This is a genomic window from Rhodophyticola sp. SM2404, assembly GCF_053570515.1.
Genome location: NZ_JBSEDL010000006.1, coordinates 175,259 through 194,697 on the forward strand (window position 1 = coordinate 175,259; position 19,439 = coordinate 194,697).

General features: G+C 60.2%; 14 protein-coding genes. 2 read left to right on the plus strand and 12 right to left on the minus strand.

All coding sequences use genetic code 11. The features are described from left to right. Positions 1–24: 24 nt before the first annotated feature. The 5 genes from ACTYEO_RS11105 to ACTYEO_RS11125 form a co-directional block, all read right to left on the minus strand. Positions 25–1,413, minus strand: a complete 1,389-nt coding sequence (locus ACTYEO_RS11105; RefSeq protein WP_449323808.1) for an amidase — start codon at positions 1,411–1,413, stop codon at positions 25–27. 55 nt (positions 1,414–1,468) lie between these two features. Beyond that, positions 1,469–2,596 (minus strand): peptide chain release factor 2, encoded by a 1,128-nt coding sequence (gene prfB / locus ACTYEO_RS11110; RefSeq protein ID WP_449323809.1) that lies wholly within the window; start codon positions 2,594–2,596, stop codon positions 1,469–1,471. Positions 2,597–2,689: 93 nt separating this feature from the next. Next, positions 2,690–5,272, minus strand: coding sequence for a penicillin-binding protein 1A (locus ACTYEO_RS11115; protein ID WP_449323837.1), 2,583 nt, complete (start codon positions 5,270–5,272; stop codon positions 2,690–2,692). 115 nt (positions 5,273–5,387) lie between these two features. Next, positions 5,388–6,611, minus strand: a complete 1,224-nt coding sequence (locus ACTYEO_RS11120; RefSeq protein ID WP_449323810.1) for an N-acetylmuramoyl-L-alanine amidase — start codon at positions 6,609–6,611, stop codon at positions 5,388–5,390. Between the two features lie 60 nt (positions 6,612–6,671). Continuing rightward, the gene (locus ACTYEO_RS11125; RefSeq protein ID WP_449323811.1) at positions 6,672–7,820 is read right to left on the minus strand and encodes an aminotransferase class I/II-fold pyridoxal phosphate-dependent enzyme; all 1,149 of its coding nucleotides are present in this window, start codon (positions 7,818–7,820) and stop codon (positions 6,672–6,674) included. 53 nt (positions 7,821–7,873) lie between these two features. On the opposite strand from ACTYEO_RS11125, the gene ACTYEO_RS11130 reads away from it, so the two are divergent. Both ACTYEO_RS11130 and ACTYEO_RS11135 read left to right on the plus strand, forming a co-directional pair. Further along, entirely contained in the window at positions 7,874–9,220 is a 1,347-nt protein-coding gene (locus ACTYEO_RS11130) for a M48 family metalloprotease (RefSeq protein WP_449323812.1), read from the plus strand. A gap of 3 nt (positions 9,221–9,223) precedes the next feature. Beyond that, positions 9,224–9,979, plus strand: a complete 756-nt coding sequence (locus ACTYEO_RS11135; RefSeq protein WP_449323813.1) for a DsbA family protein — start codon at positions 9,224–9,226, stop codon at positions 9,977–9,979. Positions 9,980–10,052: 73 nt separating this feature from the next. On the opposite strand, the gene ACTYEO_RS11140 is transcribed toward ACTYEO_RS11135, so the two are convergent. The 7 genes from ACTYEO_RS11140 to purC all read right to left on the minus strand — a co-directional run bounded on the left by ACTYEO_RS11140 (position 10,053) and on the right by purC (position 19,288). After that, positions 10,053–12,749 (minus strand): Rne/Rng family ribonuclease, encoded by a 2,697-nt coding sequence (locus tag ACTYEO_RS11140; RefSeq protein WP_449323838.1) that lies wholly within the window; start codon positions 12,747–12,749, stop codon positions 10,053–10,055. Positions 12,750–13,259: 510 nt separating this feature from the next. Next, positions 13,260–14,576: a sigma-54-dependent transcriptional regulator gene (locus tag ACTYEO_RS11145; protein ID WP_449323814.1), complete on the minus strand. Its 1,317-nt coding sequence runs from the start codon at positions 14,574–14,576 to the stop codon at positions 13,260–13,262. 17 nt (positions 14,577–14,593) lie between these two features. Continuing rightward, positions 14,594–16,285, minus strand: coding sequence for a sensor histidine kinase (locus ACTYEO_RS11150; RefSeq protein WP_449323839.1), 1,692 nt, complete (start codon positions 16,283–16,285; stop codon positions 14,594–14,596). Positions 16,286–16,426: 141 nt separating this feature from the next. Beyond that, positions 16,427–17,095 (minus strand): phosphoribosylformylglycinamidine synthase subunit PurQ, encoded by a 669-nt coding sequence (gene purQ, locus ACTYEO_RS11155; RefSeq protein WP_449323815.1) that lies wholly within the window; start codon positions 17,093–17,095, stop codon positions 16,427–16,429. Between the two features lie 15 nt (positions 17,096–17,110). Then, complete coding sequence (locus ACTYEO_RS11160) at positions 17,111–18,148, minus strand: zinc-binding dehydrogenase (RefSeq protein ID WP_449323816.1); 1,038 nt, start codon at positions 18,146–18,148, stop codon at positions 17,111–17,113. Between the two features lie 78 nt (positions 18,149–18,226). Beyond that, positions 18,227–18,457 carry a phosphoribosylformylglycinamidine synthase subunit PurS gene (gene purS / locus ACTYEO_RS11165; protein WP_449323817.1) on the minus strand — a complete coding sequence of 77 codons (231 nt, stop codon included), beginning with the start codon at positions 18,455–18,457 and terminating at the stop codon, positions 18,227–18,229. Between the two features lie 69 nt (positions 18,458–18,526). Then, on the minus strand, positions 18,527–19,288 hold the full coding sequence (purC, locus tag ACTYEO_RS11170; RefSeq protein WP_449323818.1) for a phosphoribosylaminoimidazolesuccinocarboxamide synthase: 762 nt from the start codon (positions 19,286–19,288) through the stop codon (positions 18,527–18,529). Positions 19,289–19,439 lie beyond the last annotated feature (151 nt).

Genomic DNA, 19,439 nt, shown 5'->3' on the forward strand with positions numbered 1-19,439 from the left:
GCCGGAGCATGTCTCCGGCCTTTTTTATGTGGCCAGAACAGGCGGGTGGTTTTGCGGCCATTGCGTGGCGGCGTGATAGGCCCGCCCCATCGCAAGCACCTGCGCATCCGCCCCGTGCCGCCCGATCAACTGCACCCCCGCAGGCAATCCGTTCTTACCAAAGCCCGCGGGCAGGTTCAGCACGGGCGCGCCAATCAAACTGGCAGGCACCACGACCTCCATCCAGCGATGATAGCTGTCCATCGTCACGCCCCCGATCTCCTCGGGCCAAGCCCATTCAACAGGGAAGGGCCAGATTTGCGTCGAAGGCAGGACCAGCGCATCAAAGCGCGTCATCAGATCACGGAAACAGGCCAGCCAGTCCAGTCGCATCTGCGCCGCGCGCTCCAGCTGCTCCCCTGTCAAGGCAAAGCCATGGCTGATCTCCCATTGGGCCTGCGCATTCAGCTGCGCCTTCTCGCCTTCATCGCGCCAATGGGCCCCAAGGCTCATCGCCACCGCAAAAGATCGCAGCTGCGTCCAACTCTCCCACAACATCGCCGCCGAAACAGGCGGCGCCACGGGCTCTACGTGCCAGCCAAGCGCCTCCATTTGCGCAAGCGCCGCGTTGGACTGCGCAAGAATACCCTCTTCCATCGCATAGGCCCCGCCCCAATCGCCTAACCAGCCAATCCGCAATTGCGCGCCGCGCGCCGCTTGCTCGGCAGGCACAAAACGCCCCTCTGACATCGTGGCCAGCAGCGCCTCCAAATCCGAGACGCTACGCGCCATCGGCCCCAAGGTAGAGAGCTTGTGCTGCACCACGCTATCGCCCGCCTCGCCCGCCACCAGCCCGACACTGGGCCTGAACCCATAGACATTATTCCAAGCAGCAGGGTTGCGCAGGCTGCCCATCATATCCGATCCATCGGCCACGCAGACCATCCGCGCCGCCAATGCCGCCCCTGCCCCGCCTGAGCTTCCGCCTGCCGTGCGGCTCGGCTCATAAGGGCCGCGCGTTGCGCCAAAAACGGTATTGGTGGAATGCGAGCCCAAACCGTAAGCGGGCACATTGGTCTTGCCGATCACAATCGCACCCGCCGCCTTCAGCGCGCGCACAATCCCGTCATCAGCCGCAGGAATGAAATCCGCCAATAAGGGCGAGCCCGAGGTCGAGCGCAGCCCTTTGACCGCAACCAGATCCTTCACCGCAATCGGAATGCCATGCAGCCAGCCCTGCGGCGGCATCGCCTCGGCCAATCGCGCCTCGCCCATCAGGGCTTCGCGATCCCGCAGCGACACAATCGCATTCAGCGCAGGGTTCAGCGCATCAATCCGCGCCAAACTCTCGCGCATCACCTCAACCGGCGAGACCTCGCGCGCGGCAATCGCGCCTGAAAGCTCCAGCGCATCCAAATCCAGAAGATCACTCATGCGCGGCCCTTTCGGCTTCATCTTTCCAAAAATACGATTGTTGACAGGCCCGATCTCAGTCCTCGGCCTGCGCCTCTGCGCGGCTTTTGCCTGCCACATCCATCGCCAAGGTTGCAGCCATCAACCCGTCCAAATCACCATCCAGCACCCCTTGGGTGTCAGAGGTTTCAAAGCTGGTGCGCAAATCCTTGACCATTTGATAGGGCTGCAAAACATAAGACCGGATCTGGCTGCCCCAGCCCGCATCGCCCTTGGCCTCATGGGCGGCATTGATCGCCTCATTCCGGCGGTCCAATTCCATCTGATACAGGCGCGATTTCAACGCTTTCATCGCAATATCGCGGTTCTGGTGCTGGGATTTCTCGGAACTGGTCACCACAATCCCCGTGGGCATATGCGTGATCCGCACCGCCGAATCCGTGGTGTTCACATGCTGACCACCCGCACCCGAAGACCGATAGGTATCAATCCGGATCTCGCTCGGGTTCACCTCGATCTCGATATTATCATCCACAACGGGATAGACCCAAACAGACGAAAACGACGTATGGCGCCGCGCCGAGCCGTCATACGGGCTGATCCGCACCAAACGGTGCACACCCGATTCCGATTTCATCCAGCCATAGGCATTATGGCCCGAGATTTTATACACGGCCGATTTGATGCCCGCCTCTTCGCCATAGCTGACCGATTGCAGCTCCACATCATAGCCCTTTTTCTCGGCCCATCTGACATACATCCGCGCCAGCATGGAGGCCCAATCGCAACTCTCGGTGCCGCCCGCGCCCGAATTGACCTCAAGGAAGGTGTCATTGGCATCCGCCTCGCCATCCAGAAGCGCTTCCAATTCCTTGGCCGCCGCCGAGACAACCAGCTTGGCAATCGTGGCTTCGGCTTCGGCCACGATATCCTGATCGCCCTCTTCCTCGCCCATTTCCATCAAGCCGATACTGTCTTCCAGCTCGCTCTCGATGCCTTCATAGGTGCCGATCTTATCGAGCAAAATCTGGCGATCGCGCATCAGTTTTTGCGCTTTTTCCTGATCATTCCACAGATCGGGGTCCTCGACACGGGCGTTGAATTCCTCAAGCCTGTGGCGCGCCGAGCCAAGATCCATACGTTGGCCAAGCAGGTCCAGAGATTTCCGGATTTTTTCGATCTGAGCTTGAGTTTCGGCCCGCATACCCGTCCATACCCGTTTTCTGATGAAATTGATTTCAGAGTGATCTAGACCAGCGCCCGCCTGCCCGCAAGTCGGGGCAGGCAGATCAACGCGTCAGTACAGCCCGCCCGCAGACAAGGTGCCAAAGCCCGTTTCCGTCGGCACCCGCGCATCCTCACCCGTCGAGGTGGTCACGGTCGCGCCATCGCTGACAGGCGTGCCATCCTCGCTATCGGTCTCACCCCGCCCGAAAATCGGCAGGTTCGATCCCATCGCAAAGCCGCCATCGACAACCGTCAGCATCCCGAAAATCGGCTCTTCTCCATCCCTGAAATACTCGGCCACGACATGATCACCACGTGCATCATCAGGCAGGCGCTGGCCCGAGAAACGGTCGATATTATAAAACCGTCCACCAGGTGGCACACGGAAATCGCCTGCGCCATATTCGGCAATCGCTTCTTGCATGAATTCGTTGAAAACAGGGCCACACATGCCCCCGCCCGAGGCCCCGCGCCCCAAGGGCCGTGGCTGGTCAAACCCGATATAACAGCCCGCCACGATGGTTGAGGAGAAACCTACGAACCAGACATCGCGTGCATCATTGGTGGTGCCTGTCTTGCCTGCGATCGGCACAGGTAGGTTCACCGTGCGCGCAGCCGTGCCGCGATCAACCACACCGCGCATCATCGAGGTTAGCTGATAAGCGGTGATCGCATCCATCACGCGTTCGCGGTTCGACACGATCCGCGGCGCAAGTCCGGGTTCCAGCGAGGCCAGTTCGCAATCGGGGCACAGCCGCTGGTCGTGGCGATAAACCGTGCGGCCAAAGCGGTCCTGAACACGGTCCACCAAGGTGGGCTCCACCCGCTCACCGCCATTGGCAAACATCGCATAGGCCGCCACCATGCGGAACAAGGTGGTCTCTTGCGAGCCAAGCGAATTGGCCAAGAACGGGTCCATATTGTCATAAACACCAAAGCGTTCGGCATAGCGGGCCACAGTCTCCATCCCGACATCTTGCGCCAGACGCACCGTCATCAGGTTTCGCGACAACTCGATCCCCGTGCGCAGCGGCGAAGGCCCGTAGAACCGGTTCGAGGCATTGGTCGGACGCCAGATCCCCGCCCCCGTCTCAACAGCAATCGGTGCGTCGATCACGATGGTATTGGGGCTATAGCCACTGTCCAAAGCGGCGGCGAAGACGAAAGGCTTAAAGCTCGATCCGGGCTGGCGCGTGGCCTGTGTGGCGCGGTTGAACACCGAATGCTGATAGGAAAAACCACCCTGCATCGCCAGCACACGGCCCGTATTCACATCCATCGCCATGAAACCGCCCTGCACTTCAGGGATCTGGCGCAGGGTCCAGCGGATAAAGCTGCCATCGCTATCACTGGTCATCGCACGCACATGAACGACATCACCAACCGAGAGAAGATCACCCGCCACCCGCGCGGTGGAGCCGAGCGTGCCATCCTCCCGTCTGGGGCGCGCCCAAGTCACATCATTGGCGGGGATGAAATGGCCATCCTCATCTTCAACGACATCCTCAATGCCGATCCGCGCGCTGCTGTCCCCCACCGACAGAACCACCGCCGCATGCCAGCCATCGACATCGCGCGGAATATCCGCATCCGAGAGCAATTCCCGCCAGCCCACCTCATCGGCCTCGGCCAGAAGGGCTGGATCAATACGGTCCGAGGCCCCATGCCAGACACCTTGCGAGCGGTCATAGCTTTCCAAAGCGCGGCGGAAGGCGCGCTCGGCCACCTCTTGCAGGTTTTCATCCATGGTCGCGCGCACGGAATAGCCGCCCGAGAAAAACTCATCCGTGCCGAAATCACCCGAAAGCTGGCGGCGGATCTGGTCGGTGAAGTAATTGCGCGGCGGTAGGGAATTGCGGAACGGCTCGATATGGCCGCCTTGCACCGTTTCCAGCGAGGTGCCTTGCGCGCGCTCCATTTCCTCGCGGCTGATATAGCCATTCTCGAACATCTCGCGCAGCACGTAATTGCGGCGGCTGATCGCGCGTTCATAATCGCGCACAGGGTGGAAATTCGACGGGGCCTGCGGCAGCGCGGCCAGATAAGCGGCCTGCTCAACGCTTAAACTGGAGAGCGGCGCGTTGAAATAGGTCTGGGCGGCAGCGGCCACCCCATAGGAATTCTGGCCCAGAAAAATCTCATTGAGATAGAGCTCCAGAATGCGTTCCTTGCTCAGCGTTTCCTCGATGCGGGCGGCAAGGATGATTTCCTGCACCTTCCGTTCGATCGTGCGCGAGCCATCGAGAAGGAAGTTCTTCATCACCTGCTGTGTGATCGTCGAGGCGCCGCGCACATCGCGCCCGCGCGAGCGCACGGCCTCGACGAAAGCGGCGGCAATCGCACGCGGGTCATAACCGCCATGCTCAAAGAAATTGCGATCCTCAGCCGAGACAAAAGCATGCGCGATCATATCGGGGATGTCTTCGGCAGGCACGAACAGACGTCGCTCTTGCGCAAACTCATCCACGATCTCGCCTTCGCGGCTATAGATTCGGCTGATGGTCGGCGGGGTGTATTGCGCCAAGGTCTGGTGATCGGGCAGATCGCGGGCATACATCCACAAAATGCCGCCAATGGTGAGGGCAGCAAAGAACATGGCCAGCGTGATCCATGAAAAGATCGCGCCAAACACGCCGAGAATGAAACGGATGATCAAGCCCATCAAGAAGTCCTAGCCTCAATAACTCCGCGCTTATAGGCGCATAGATTGGTGGGGTCAAAAGCAATGGGCCGGTTTTCGCCGGATTGTGAACACGTCCCCCGCGCGTCTATTGGCGCAGCAAAACCGCCTGCATGGCATCGGCGCGGGCCCAATCCATCAAGGCCTGCACCAAGCCCCCCTGAATGCGCGCCCGCCATTCGGCATCAAGAATATTCCCCAAATCGCCCTCATCCGACATATAGCCGATTTCAAGCAAAACCGAGGGGATATCGGCCGCACTGAGCACGGTGAACCCCGCCTCAAGCCGCGGGCGGCTATGCAAAGCGCCTTGCGCCGAGGCGACCCCTTCCACCAAAGCATCGGCCAGCATATCCGAGCGCGGATCGGTCTCAAGCCGAGCCAGATCAAGCAGCACATTTGTCACTTCATCGTCCGACCCCGCCAGATCGACCCCTGCCAGAATATCGGCGCGGTTATGATGTTCGGCCAAAGCGGCCGAGGCCTCATCCGTGGCGGTCTCGGACAGGGTATAGACCGTCGCCCCCGAGGCATTGCCTTGGGCCAACGCATCAGCATGGATTGACAAAAAAGCATGCGCCCCCGCTGCGCGCGCCATGGTTACGCGGGTGGGCAAAGGTATGAAAATATCCGCGTCACGCGTCAGCATCACCTCGAACATGCCTGTGCGCAACAAGGCCTCACGCAATTCGCGGGCAAACACCAAAACCAAATCGGATTCGTCATACCCGCTTCTTTGCGCGCCAGGATCAACGCCACCATGGCCCGGGTCCAACACGATCAAAAGCCGCTCCTCCACCTGCTCACGCGGGCGGGCGGGCGCATCAGCGATAGGCTCCACGGGCACGGATAGGCCAACGGGCGGGCGGGCTTGGGCGGTGAATTCCTCAAGGCTTGTGGGCGACAGCGACAGCTCGATCACGGCCTCTCCCGTCTCGGGGTCGGTTTGCATCGCGGCGCTTTCGACCGCCATGGGGGTTGCAAGCTCCAACACCATCCGCGACCAGCCTTGATCAGGCGCGCTGCCCGTCGAGACCCGCGCCACAGCGCGCGATTGGTTGAACGCAGCTGGCAGGGCGTCCCATGTGACTTCGCGGAAATCGAGCACAACGCGGGCGGGATCGCTGACGGTAAAGACGCGGAAGGGCACAGCTTGGCTGAGTGCAAGGCGCATCTGGGCCCGCTCAGAACTGGCATTTTGCAGCGCGCTGTCTTCTGCATTTACCCGTGCAAGCGCGCGAAACTCCTGCGCGCCCAAAGGGTGCACAGCAAGTGCCAGCCAGAAGAGGGTTGCACATACTGCTCGGATCATCGGTCTTTCGCCGAATTCATTTGGAGCATTGTAGCAAAACCTGAGCGGTGCAGAAAGGCTTTAGCCGCGCATGGCCATAAAACTTTTCAACCGCGCAACGCCTTCCTCGATATCGGCCACCCCGCGCGCATAGGAAAACCGCAGGGTTTGCGCACCGCGAACAGGGTCGAAATCAAGGCCGGGCGTGACAGCAACACCAGCCTTTTCAAGTATTTCCGCACAAAAGCCCAAGCTGTCATCGGTGAAATTCGACGCATCCGCATAGACATAAAACGCCCCATCGGCTGGGGCGACCTTGTCAAACCCTGCCTCGGCCAGCCCTTTGAGCAATATCTCACGGGTTTGGGTATAGGTGTCACGATGCCCGTCCAATTCCGCGCGCCCCTCAGGCGAAAGCGCGCCCAAAGCGGCCACTTGGGCGGCATGGGGCGGGCAGATGAACATGTTTTGCGCAAGCCTCTCGACCAGCCGAACGTGATCTTGCGGCACCACCAGCCAGCCAAGCCGCCACCCTGTCATGGAGAAATATTTGGAGAAGGAATTCACCACATAGACCTCATCCGTGACCTCCAAGGCCGAAACCGCAGGCCCCTCATATTGCAGCCCGTGATAAATCTCGTCCGAGATTAACGAGATATCATGCGCGCGGCAGGCTTGCGACAGATCGCTCAATGCGGCCTTATCCAGCATGGTCCCCGTAGGGTTGGCGGGGCTGGCCACAATCAGGCCCGACAGATCGGGGGTCAGATGGGCAGGTGCAGGCTGAAAGCGTGTATCGGCATGGGTCTGGATGCCCACGGCTTCAAGGCTCATGGCTTTGAGGATTTGGCGATAGGACGGATAGCACGGCTCGCCCAAGGCGATCTTCTCGCCTGCATCAAACAGGGCCGAGAACGCCAGAATGAAGGCACCCGAGGCCCCCGCCGTGACCACGACGCGGGCAGGATCAAGATCAAGCCCGTACCATTCATCATAAAGCGCTGCGATGCCTGCGCGCAGATCGGGGCGGCCAAGCGCCACCGTATAGCCAAGGGGGCCTGCCTCCATCTCGGCGGCCAGACGCTGGCGAGCGGCCAAGGGCGCACCTGTTGCGGGCTGGCCCACTTCCATATGAATGATATGGCGGCCCGCCTCCTCGGCGGCGCGGGCCTGCTCCATCACATCCATCACGATAAAGGGATCGACCTCGGCGCGGGTTGAAGTTCGCATCCGTTCCTCCGTAAGCTATACCACGCTTGAAGCAGCCAATACCGGAGAGGTCAATGCACCCCTTGCGCGCGATACGTTTGAGCCTGATCACAGGCCTGATCTCTGGCCTGTGCCTTTTGACCACGAGCCTGCACGCCATGGCCCAGACCATCATCCGTGATGCAGAGATCGAACAGGGGTTGCGCGAATTGGCCACGCCTGTGCTGCGCGCGGCGGGTCTGCCGCTCTCGATCAATATTATTGTGCTCAATGACAGCGCGCTAAACGCTTTCGTGGCCGATGCGCGCAATATCTTCATCACCTCGGGGCTGCTGATGCGCATGCAGGACCCCGCGGAGTTGCAAGCCGTGCTGGCCCATGAGGCCGCCCATATCGCCAATGGCCACCTGACCCGCCGCCCTGCCGCCGCCCGCACCGCGGGATCGGCCGCGCGGCTTGGCCTGATTTTGGGGCTGGTCACGGCAGGGGCCACAGGCAATGGCCAAGCGGGTGCAGGCGTGATGGCAGGCAGCATGTCCTCGGCGCAGCGGGTGTTTTTCGCACATACAAGGTCCGAGGAAAGCAGCGCCGATCAAGCCGCTTTGCGCTACCTCACCAGCGCGGGCATTGATCCCTCCGCCATGAGCCGCGTGCTGGACCTGTTTCGCGGGCAAGAGGCGCTCTCGGCGGGGCGTCAGGACCCTTATGTACGCACCCACCCGCTTACCCGCGACCGCCAACGCGCGGTTGAGGCCTTTGCCCAAGACACTGGCGGTCAATCGGATGAGGCCGCGCGCTACTGGTTTGCCCGCACAACGGGCAAGCTCTCTGCATTTTTGCGCGCGCCAAGCTGGACCTTGCGCCGCGTGGACCGCAATGCAACCGACGAGATTTCAACCCTGCGCCGCGCCATCGCCTATCACCGCCAATCCGATACCAGCAGCGCCCTACAGGAGATGAACCGCCTTTTGACGCAGCGCCCCAATGATCCTTTCTATCAGGAACTACAGGGCCAAATCCTGTTTGAGGGGCGCAGGTTCACGGATGCCGTGCGCGCCTATGGCCGCGCGGTTGATCTGGCCCCGCGTGAGCCGCTGATCCTTGCAGGTTATGGCCGCGCCTTGCTGGCCGCCGATACATCCAGCGGCAATCGCGAAGCGCTCGCCGTGCTGGAGCGCGCCTATGCCCGCGATGGCAATGACCCCCGCATGCTGCGCGATCTGGCCTTGGCCTATGCGCGGGCGGGCCAAAACGGCATGGCCTCAACCGTGACCGCCGAGCGCTATGCCATCATGGGTCAGATGGACACCGCCGAAATTCATGCCACCCGCGCCAGTGGCCTTTTGCCGACTGGTTCAACCGGATGGCTTCGCGCGCAAGATGTGCTACGTGTGGCGCAAGTCGCTCAAGACCGGAGATAATTTATGAAGCTTCTGAAGCCCTTGGCATTTGCCACCATCCTCCTGAGTGCGGGGGGCGCCAATGCCACCGATCTCGAGGAGCTGACCCTTTCCGAGCGCGAGGCCTTCCGTGCGGAGGTACGCGCCTATCTGTTGGAAAACCCCGAAGTTCTGATGGAAGCGCTTGATGTTCTTGAACAACGCCAAGCCGTGGCCGAGGTGATGCAGGACCAGATGCTGGTCGCCACCAATGCCGATGCAATCTTCGCCTCGCCCTTCGATTATGTCGGCGGCAACCCCGAGGGCGATATCACGCTGGTCGAATTCCTCGATTACCGCTGCGGCTATTGCCGCCGCGTTTTCCCCGATGTGGAACGGCTGATCGAAGAGGATGGCAATATCCGCTTTATCATCAAGGAATTGCCCATTCTGGGCGAGGCCTCGGTTCTGGCCACACGCTTTGCCCTCTCGGCCAAGATGATTGCAGGCGATGAAGCCTATCGCGATCTGCATGATGCGATGATGGTGATGCGCGCCGATGTCAGCGAGGCCAGCCTGATGGCCTTGGCCACCGAGCTTGGCCTCGATGGCAATGCGATCATGAACAATATCGGCTCCTCCGAGATCACGGAGGTGATCGAAACCAATTACGCGCTGGCACAACGCCTCAATATCAGCGGCACACCGTCTTTCATCATGAATGACCAGATGCTGCGCGGCGCGGTTCCCTTCGACACGATGGCCGCACTGGCCGAAGAACTGCGCGCCGCCGCAAACTGAAATCTGCCACGGCACGGCAAAGAAAAAGGGCACCTTTCGGTGCCCTTTTTTATTTCAAGCTTGGCAGGTCTGATCAGCCGATTGACCACCAGCCCTTTTTCTTTGGCTTCGGCGCTTCCTCAACCGCAGGTGCGGTTGCTTCCACGGCAGCAGGCTCAGGCGCGGCTGCGGGTTCAGGGGCGGCCTCGACAGGGGCTGCGGCCACGGCGACATCTGCCACCACGGCGGCTTCTGCCACAGGCTCAGCGGCCTTTTTGGCGCGCGATCTACGCGCGGGCTTTGGCTTCTCGGCCGCTGGTTCGTCTTGGGTGGCCTCGGCCTCATCCTTCGGCTCGGCCTTCTTGCGGCGCGTGCGTTTGGGCTTTGGGGCCTCTTCCTCGGCGGCGGCAGGCACGGCCGCCCCCTCAGGAGCGGTCACTACCGCCTCGCCCGCTTCTGCAGCGGCCTTATCGGCTTCGATCTCTTTCTTAGTGCGACGCCTCCTGCGCTTTGGCTTCTCAGCCTCAGCGGGCTCTGCGCTCACTTCAGCGGTCGCATCAGCCTCGGCAGCCACAGGCGCTTCACCTGCCTCAGCCGCGCCGTTTTCAGCGCCATCTGCGGCCCGATCTTCCCCGTCACGACCACGTCTGCGGCCACGGCCACCACGGCGACGACGACGCCGCTTCTTGGTGCCGTTCTCATCGGTCTCGCCCGCCTCGGGCCGTGTCGATGTGGCATCTGCCGCATCCTCATCGGCCTCATCCGCGCTGGCATCGGCTTCGATGGATTCCATCAACCCTGCATCCATCGAAATGATCGGCGCAGCCTCAGGCACCCGCCGCGTGGCGGTTTTGAATTTCTCGATCTTGTAATCAGGCACGATCAAAGCAGGGTCCGCTTCGACACGCACCGACATGCCATAGCGCGCCTCGATATCGATAAGATATTCGCGCTTCTGGTTCATGATGAAATTGACGATGCCCACAGGCGCGGTCAGCAAAACCTCACGGGTGCGGCGGCGCGTGCCCTCTTCTTCCAACTGACGCAGGATCGACAAAGCAAGGCTGTCATCCGAGCGCACCAGACCCGTTCCATGGCAATGATGGCAAGGCTGCGTTGTGGCCTCCAACATGCCGGGGCGCAGACGCTGGCGGCTCATCTCCATCAAGCCAAAGCTGGAAATCCGCCCGACCTGAATACGCGCGCGATCGGTCTTGAGCTTGTCTTTCAGCCGCTTCTCAACCGCCAGATTATTGCGGCGATCATCCATATCGATGAAGTCGATTACGATCAAACCCGCAAGGTCGCGCAAGCGCATCTGGCGGGCCACTTCTTCGGCCGCCTCCAGATTGGTCTTGGTCGCGGTCTCCTCGATCGAGCCTTCCTTGGTGGCGCGGCCCGAGTTCACATCGACAGCAACCAGCGCCTCGGTGGTATCGATCACGATATATCCGCCCGAGCGCAACTGCACTGTCGGGTTGAACATATTGGCCAGATAACCCTCAACCTGATGCCGCGCGAAAAGCGGCATTGGCTCGGCGTAATGTTTCACGTTTTTCGCATGCGAGGGCATGATCATTTTCATGAATTCTTTGGCCTGACGGTAGCCCGCCTCACCCTCGACCAGCACCTCGTCGATATCGCGATCGTAAAGGTCGCGGATCGAGCGGTGGATCAGATTGCCTTCTTCATAAATCGGCGCGGGAGCCACGGATTTCAGCGTCAGTTCACGCACTTGCTCCCATTGGCGTTGCAAATATTCGTAATCGCGCTTGATCTCGGCCTTGGTCCGCTCGCTGCCTGCGGTGCGGATGATCAGGCCTGCGCCCTGCGGCACATCCAGCGAAGTGGCGATTTCCTTAAGCTTCTTGCGGTCTGAGGCATTGGTGATCTTGCGGCTGATGCCACCGCCACGCGCGGTATTGGGCATCAAGACGCAGTAGCGCCCCGCAAGGCTTAGGTAGGTGGTGAGGGCCGCGCCTTTATTGCCGCGCTCCTCTTTGACCACCTGCACCAGCATGACTTGGCGCACCTTGACGACTTCCTGAATCTTGTAACGCCGCGCGCGCGGCTTGCGCACAGGGCGGATATCATCTTGGTCGTCATCATCAGCGACGGTCTCGGCCTCATCTTCGGCCTCGGCCTCTGCTTCAACTTCACCCTCAGCACCGTCTTCCGCCGCATCAGACCCTGCATCAGCGTCCTGATCGGCTTGCGCCTCAGGGGCATCAGTTGCCTCCGCGTCTTCCGCGGCAGGCTCTTCAGCACTCTCGACGACGGCCTCTTCCACCGCAGGCGTGGCATCGGCATCGGCCTCAGCAGGTGCTGCCTCCTCGCCCTCTCCAAGATCAACCACATCCATACCCGAAGGTGCGCTGACCTCGGCGGTTGTGACCGCATCCTCATTGGTCTTTTCGGCCTTTGTCTCAGAGGCCTTGCGACGCCGCGGACGGCGGCGGCGGTTTTGTTTGGGTTCATCTTCCTCGGCGGCGGCGGCCTCGGCCAGCTCGCGTTCTTCGGCCAAAAGGGCCTCGCGATCCGCGACAGGGATCTGGTAATAATCGGGGTGAATTTCCGAGAAGGCGAGGAAGCCGTGGCGGTTTCCGCCGTAATCTACAAAGGCCGCCTGGAGCGAAGGCTCCACCCGCGTGATCTTTGCCAGATAAATATTGCCTGCGAGTTGCCGCTTGTTTAGCGACTCGAAGTCAAACTCCTCAACCTTGTTTCCATCTGCCACGACAACGCGGGTTTCTTCCGCGTGGGTGGCATCGATAAGCATTTTCTTGGCCATGTTGTCCTTACGCATGACAAGGAAGACTGCGCTCCATCAGAGGCAGTGCATCTGTCATATTGTCCTGAAATGGCGAGAATACGCGCACGCGAAATAGGCCGTGGGCCAAGGGCCCTGCCGGTCAAATCCGTTTCTGTCCACACGCGTTTCATCGCGGTTTGTCTCCGACGGCGTCAGTAAAGCGCGCCATCCGTTATGCCCTCTAGGGGGCGATTTCTTGGATCGTCGACCGTTTAGCAAGGGTCGTCCAACCCGGTGACCTGACCTCCCTCCAGCGCGGATTTTCGTTCGCGGCTGGCAGGGTGCAGAGAAACTTTCAATCCGGAGGCAGACATGTCTGCGCGGATGACTCTACATTAAGGGCAGCTTGCGGTGGAATACAATGGTGTATTTCTCCAAGCCCCCGAAACAGCGCTTATAAAGCGCCGCAAATTCGCTTCATCTTTCCATAAATACGAAAACCCGCTCTCCACCACGAGTGCGGCTCAAGCAGGGCTTGGCTTTCGTAAATCAGAGGTAATCCGATCGGCTCAACCCGTATTTCGCCATTTTCTCATTCAGCGTACGGCGCGGCAGGCTCAACTCTTCCATCACATTCGAGATCGCCCCGCGATGCCGCCGCATCGTATTGTCGATCAACATCCGCTCAAAGGCTTCCACATATTCCTTGAGCGGCTTGCCCTCGCCAATGGCTTGCGGGCTGATCTCGGCATTATCGCTCATCAACAAGGACGCAATCGAGCCCGAGCCACGCCGCTGCTGCAAAATCGCGCGCTCGGCAATATTGATCAATTGCCGCACATTTCCGGGCCATGGCGCCTGCAAAAGCTGCGCGGCCTCTTGTGCGCTGACGGGCGGGGCCTCGGTGCCGTATTCCTCGCCGAATTGCTCCCCAAAGCGGGTAAAGAGAGTCAGAATATCCTCGCCACGCTGACGCAGAGGGGGCAGATCAATCCGCATCGCGGCCAATCGGTAGAACAGATCAGGCCTGAGTGCCGCCTCACAGCCCTCAGGCTCGGCCGCATTGCAAATCGCCACGATCCGCGTCTCCGAGCTCGCGCCTTGATCATTGATCAGCGTCAGCAATCGCGCCTGCAAGGTCTGTGGCAGGGCTTCGATATCCTCCAGCACCAATGTGCCATTGCGCGCCTGCTCCACCAGCGGCAAATCCTGCCCCTCGCCCACAGGGCCAAATAACATCTCAGCCAGCGCGGCCTCATCAAGGGCCGCGCAGGATTGGGTGACAAAGCTCTTGCCCGCCCTTGGGCCCACGGCATGCAGCGCATGGGCCACAAGCGTCTTGCCCGTCCCCGTCTCGCCCGTGATCAAAACATGCCCATCCGCCTGCCCCAGATCGAGGATATCCTCGCGCAGCCGTTCCATCACGGGGCTCGAGCCGATCAGCTTGCGCATCAAAACGGTGCCATCCGACAATTCACGCCGCAATGCACGGTTATCCAGCGTCAGCCGCCGCGTCTGGCTTGCGCGTTTGGCAAGCTCGGTCATGCGATCGGGGTTGAAGGGCTTTTCCAGAAAATCATATGCCCCAAGCCGCATCGCCTCCACAGCCATGGGCACATCGCCATGGCCTGTGATCATGATCACGGGAAGGCCCGAATCCATCCCCATCAAACGCTTGAGAAAGGCCATCCCATCCATGCCGGGCATCTTGATATCCGAGACCACAACGCCCGGAAAATCCGACCCGATCCCTTTGAGCGCATCTTCGGCGCTGCCATAAGTCTCGGTCTCGAACCCTGACAAAGACAGCCACTGGCTGATCGATTGGCGCATATCCTGTTCATCGTCGATAATTGCGATCTTCATGGCCAAATTCCTTTTTGCTACTCCGCCGCAGCCTCGCCATTTTGCAAGACAGGCAAACGCATCTCAAATACAGCACCTTTCGTCTCGCCATTGCGCGCCGTTAGCCGCCCATTGAAATTCGAAACGATCCCCGAAGAGATTGCCAGCCCGAGGCCAACCCCCTCACCGGGTTTCTTGGTTGTATAAAATGGCTCGAACAAAGCATCGAGATCGTCAATACCATTTCCGTTGTCGCGCACTGTCAGCACCGCCTCGTCTGCTTGGGCCAAAATCAGGTCCAGACGGCCATCGGCCTCGCCCTTGACCGCATCCAGACCATTGCGCAAAAGATTAATGATCACCTGCTCCAGACGCAGCCTATCGGCCATCACCATCACAGCGCGGCGCGGGATGGTTTGGGTGATCTCCACTTTCTGCTGGCGCAATTGCGGCTCCATCATGGTCAAAGCCCCGCTCAAAGCATCGCGCAAATCGACCGGCTCAAAGGCCTCTCCGCCCTTTCTGGCATAGGATTTCAGCTGCCGCGTGATGGCCCCCATCCGCTCGATCAGATCATCGATCCGCTGGAAGGAGGAAAGCGCCTCCTCGGAGCGGCGGCGCTGGAGCAAAAGCCGCGCCCCCGCGAGATAGGTTTTCATCGCCGCAAGGGGCTGGTTCAACTCATGGCTGACCGCCGCCGACATCTCGCCCAAAGCGGCCAATTTCTGGCTTTGCGCAAGGCTTTGCTCGGCCTCTTCAAGGGTCCTTTCGACCTTCTGGCGCTCGGCAATTTCCCGCTGTAGGCGTGCGTTCAAACGGCGAAGCTCTGCCGATTCCCGCAGCAAGACAAATGATTGCGACCGCGCCCTGCGGCTCAAAACATAGAACGCCCCCGCCAAAAGCAGCGCGAATCCCATGATCTCGAGCGCCAGAATGCCATTCACTCGCTCCCGAACCGAGGCATAGGCGGTATAGGAAATGATCTGCCAGCCCCGAAACGGAATGCGCGCGGTCAGGCGCAAAGTGTCATCGCCAAAGAAATAGGGGCCGGGATCGCCAAAGGCCCAATCGCCTGCATTATCCAAGGCGCGCTGGATGGCCGTGGGTGGCGATTGACGGGCCAAGGCCTCATCCTCGGTCAGCCCGCGCCAGCGCGGCTCGGTCGACATCACGATCCGCCCCTCGGAATTAGCGATGAAAACGGCCTCAGAGGTGCCGCGCCAGCGCTCGACCACACGGGCCAGATCAATCTCGACCAAGATCACCCCGATCAGGCGGTTATCTTGGGTGATGCGCCGCGAGAATGTGAAATCAAACCGCCCTGTTTCAGGCTCATTCGAGGTGAAAACCGTTTCATTGGAACGCACGGCCTCCACGAAAAACGGGTTGGAATTGCGCAATTCACCAAGGCGCTGCCTGTCAGTGGCCGCCACCACCCGCCCCTCGCGGGACAGCAACAGCAGCGAGGCCGCGCCGATCTCGTCGAGATAGGAAATCAAACGCTGCGAGGTCGAGGTGAAATCGTCATTGGTCAGCGCCGAGATCAGGACAGGATCGCGCGACAACAGCAATGGCACGACCGAGTTGCGCTGCAACTCCGACATGATCGTACCCGAATAAAGCGCCAACCTGATCTCGGCGCGGTTGCGCGTGCTCTCGGTAAATCTTTGTGTGAAAAACGTGTTCGACACCCAGATGACGACAATTGCCACCACCACGAATAAAAGCATCAACCCACGAAACACCCAAGCCGACCGCCCCAATAGTGGGAAGGCCCCAAGCGTATCAGAGGGTGCGGGTTCCAAACTCATGGAGCAAGGCTAAGCGAGCAAGCCGTCAGGCTCAAGGATGGTTGCGCATGCTCCGCGCAATCACGCCTCAATCAGCGCGCCCGCCAGAGATGCAAACAAGGCCGCCCCGTCGCTGCCACCATGGGCCTCCTCCGCGCGCCGCTCGGGATGGGGCATCATCCCCAAGACGCGGCGGTTCTCGGACAGAATACCCGCGATATCCTCAACCGCCCCATTGGGGTTCTGGGCATAGCGGAAGGCCACCCGATCTTCGCCATTCAGACGCGCCAAGGTCTCGGTATCGGCTTGGTAATTGCCCTCGTGATGGGCAATCGGCACATCAATCATCTGTCCCAGCTCATAGCCATTGGTAAAGGCGCTATCGGTGGTCTCGACCCGCAGGGGGGCGACCTTGCAAATATATTTGGTCGAGGCGTTTTGCAGCAAGGCACCGGGCAAAAGCCGTGTCTCGGTCAAAATCTGAAACCCGTTGCAGACCCCGAAAACGAACCCGCCCCGCTCGGCATGGGCTTTTAATGCGCCCGCAATCGGTGATTGCGCCGCAATCGCGCCGCAGCGCAGGTAATCACCATAGGAAAACCCGCCCGGCACGCCCACAAGATCAACCCCGTCAGGCAGGCTCGCCTCCTTGTGCCAGACCATGCTGGTCTCAAACCCCGCGCGCTCGAAAGCAACTTTAAGATCGCGGTCACAATTGGACCCTGGAAAAACGAGGATGGCAGCTTTCATCGGACAGCACTCCGGCTAGGTCAGGAAATCGGTTATCACGGCCACGCCCGGCGGTGTCGGCCCGTTGAAAGCGGCAAGCTCTGCTCCGGTCTGCGACAACGCAATCTCGCGCGCGATAAGCGGCGACATATCGACAGCGCCGCTCTCGATCAAGCCAAGAAGACTGGGATAGCGCCAACTTGGCATGCCACGCGTGCCAAAAAGTGAAAGATTGCCCATATAAACGGCATTCATATTGATCTCCATGCGCGCGGTATGCCCGATCGGCATGCCCACCTGCACATGCCGCCCCAAAGGCCGCAGACACTCGATTGATGCATTCACGGTTTGAGGGATCCCCAAAGCCTCGATGCTGACATGCGCGCCGCCGCGCGTGATTTCGCGGATATGCTCGGCCGCGCCGCCATCGGCTGCATTGACCCCTGCATCAATCCCCAAGGATATCGCATGATCGATCTTTTCTTGCACGATATCGACCACCACCACATAGGCCCCAAGCGCCTTGGCCAAAAGCGCCGCCGACAAACCGATGCCGCCCGTGCCATGCACAGCCACCCATTCCCCCGCCTGCACCGCCGCACGCCCTGTCAGCGCATGCCAACTGGTGGTCACACGGCACCCCAGCCCCGCCGCCACCGTGGGCGAAAGGCTCTCGGGCAGGCGCGCCAGATTATGATCGAAGGGCACGGCGACATATTCCGCAAAGGCACCAGGTTCCACAAAACCGGGGAGCCGCTGGTCAGGGCAGGTATTTTGATTGCCCGCTTGGCAGGATGGGCATCGCCCGCAGGCCAGAATAAAGGGGGCAACAACCAGATCGCCCGTCTTATAGGTCGCGCGCGGCCCCGCTTCGACCACCTCGCCGCAATATTCATGGCCGCCGATCTGCCCCAGCAAAACGCGTGGATGCTCACCCGTCCAGCCATGCCAATCCGAGCGGCACACCCCGCAAGCCATCACTTTCAGAACAACCCCATCCTCGGGGCAGTCAGGATCAGCCACATCCTCGATAGACAAATCCTGATTATATTCACGTAAAACCGCCGCCCGCATCCGCTGCCCCTCCCAAGCCGTCACATCCCCGAAGGGGACGCCAAACTGGGCCAGCCGTCAAGCAATCATGCGCGCAGCTTACGACAGCGCGATCTCGTAGCTCTCGATCACGGTATTGGCGAGCAGCTTTTCACACATCTCACCGATCTGCGCCTCAGTGGTGCCCTCGGCCAGATCCAACTCGATCACCTTGCCTTGGCGCACGCCATTCACACCCTCAAACCCGAGGCTCCCAAGCGCGTGACGCACCGCCTCGCCCTGCGGGTCCAATACACCTTGTTTCAGCATCACAGTCACGGTTGCGCGCATCGCCCCACCCTTCATCTTTCCAAAAATACGAAAATCCGTACGGGAAATCCCTTTCCCCGCACGCTCTTCTTAGTTGATCAATGTGGGCTTGGTCACGCCCGAGCCCTGCGCAGGCATCACACCAAGGCGCCGCGCCACTTCCGTATAGGCATCCGCCAGATCGCCCAGATCACGGCGGAACACATCCTTGTCGAGCTTCTGGCCCGTCTCGATATCCCACAGGCGGCAGCTATCGGGGCTGATCTCATCGGCCACGATCAGCCGCATGAAATCCCCATCAAAGACACGCCCGATCTCGATCTTGAAATCGACCAGTTTGATCCCGACACCCAGCATCAAACCCGACATGAAATCATTCACCCGCAGGGCAAGGCTGACCATATCGTCAATATCCTGCTGCAAGGCCCACCCGAAAGCGATGATATGCTCTTCCGAGACAATCGGATCGCCAAGCGCATCGTCTTTATAGTAAAATTCGACAATCGGACGCGGCAGGGCGGTGCCCTCCTCAATGCCCAATCGCTTCGAGATCGAGCCCGCCGCAACATTGCGCACGACAACCTCCAGAGGAATGATCTCGACCGCGCGGATCAATTGCTCGCGCATATTGAGGCGTTTGATGAAATGGGTCGGCACACCGATCCCGCCCAAACCTGTCATAAAAAACTCGGACAAACGGTTGTTCAGCGCACCTTTGCCATCGATCGTTGCCTTTTTCTCGGCATTGAACGCGGTGGCATCATCCTTGAAATATTGAACCAGAGTACCGGGTTCGGGACCCTCATAGAGGATTTTGGCCTTGCCTTCATAGACCTTGGTACGCCGTGCCATGATGTCTCCAGTGAAACTTGCTGTGGGGACGGCAAGAAAAGCGCCCCATCCTTGCTCGGCGCTATAGGCCAAACTGCTGCGCCTCGCAAGATGGATGCCGCATGCCGCTTGCGAAGCCCCCCTGCCCGTACCTATCTAACAGGGCATATCT

Bases quoted from the DNA above. Each gene is read 5' to 3' on its own strand.
- purC (WP_449323818.1), bottom strand. From the start codon at position 19,288: ATGGCACGGCGTACCAAGGTCTATGAAGGCAAGGCCAAAATCCTCTAT.
- ACTYEO_RS11130 (WP_449323812.1), top strand. From the start codon at position 7,874: ATGCACCCCTTGCGCGCGATACGTTTGAGCCTGATCACAGGCCTGATC.
- prfB (WP_449323809.1), bottom strand. From the start codon at position 2,596: ATGCGGGCCGAAACTCAAGCTCAGATCGAAAAAATCCGGAAATCTCTG.
- ACTYEO_RS11150 (WP_449323839.1), bottom strand. From the start codon at position 16,285: ATGCTTTTATTCGTGGTGGTGGCAATTGTCGTCATCTGGGTGTCGAAC.
- ACTYEO_RS11135 (WP_449323813.1), top strand. From the start codon at position 9,224: ATGAAGCTTCTGAAGCCCTTGGCATTTGCCACCATCCTCCTGAGTGCG.
- ACTYEO_RS11145 (WP_449323814.1), bottom strand. From the start codon at position 14,576: ATGAAGATCGCAATTATCGACGATGAACAGGATATGCGCCAATCGATC.
- ACTYEO_RS11160 (WP_449323816.1), bottom strand. From the start codon at position 18,148: ATGCGGGCGGCGGTTTTACGTGAATATAATCAGGATTTGTCTATCGAG.
- ACTYEO_RS11125 (WP_449323811.1), bottom strand. From the start codon at position 7,820: ATGCGAACTTCAACCCGCGCCGAGGTCGATCCCTTTATCGTGATGGAT.
- ACTYEO_RS11105 (WP_449323808.1), bottom strand. From the start codon at position 1,413: ATGAGTGATCTTCTGGATTTGGATGCGCTGGAGCTTTCAGGCGCGATT.
- ACTYEO_RS11120 (WP_449323810.1), bottom strand. From the start codon at position 6,611: ATGATCCGAGCAGTATGTGCAACCCTCTTCTGGCTGGCACTTGCTGTG.
- purS (WP_449323817.1), bottom strand. From the start codon at position 18,457: ATGCGCGCAACCGTGACTGTGATGCTGAAACAAGGTGTATTGGACCCG.
- purQ (WP_449323815.1), bottom strand. From the start codon at position 17,095: ATGAAAGCTGCCATCCTCGTTTTTCCAGGGTCCAATTGTGACCGCGAT.
- ACTYEO_RS11140 (WP_449323838.1), bottom strand. From the start codon at position 12,749: ATGGCCAAGAAAATGCTTATCGATGCCACCCACGCGGAAGAAACCCGC.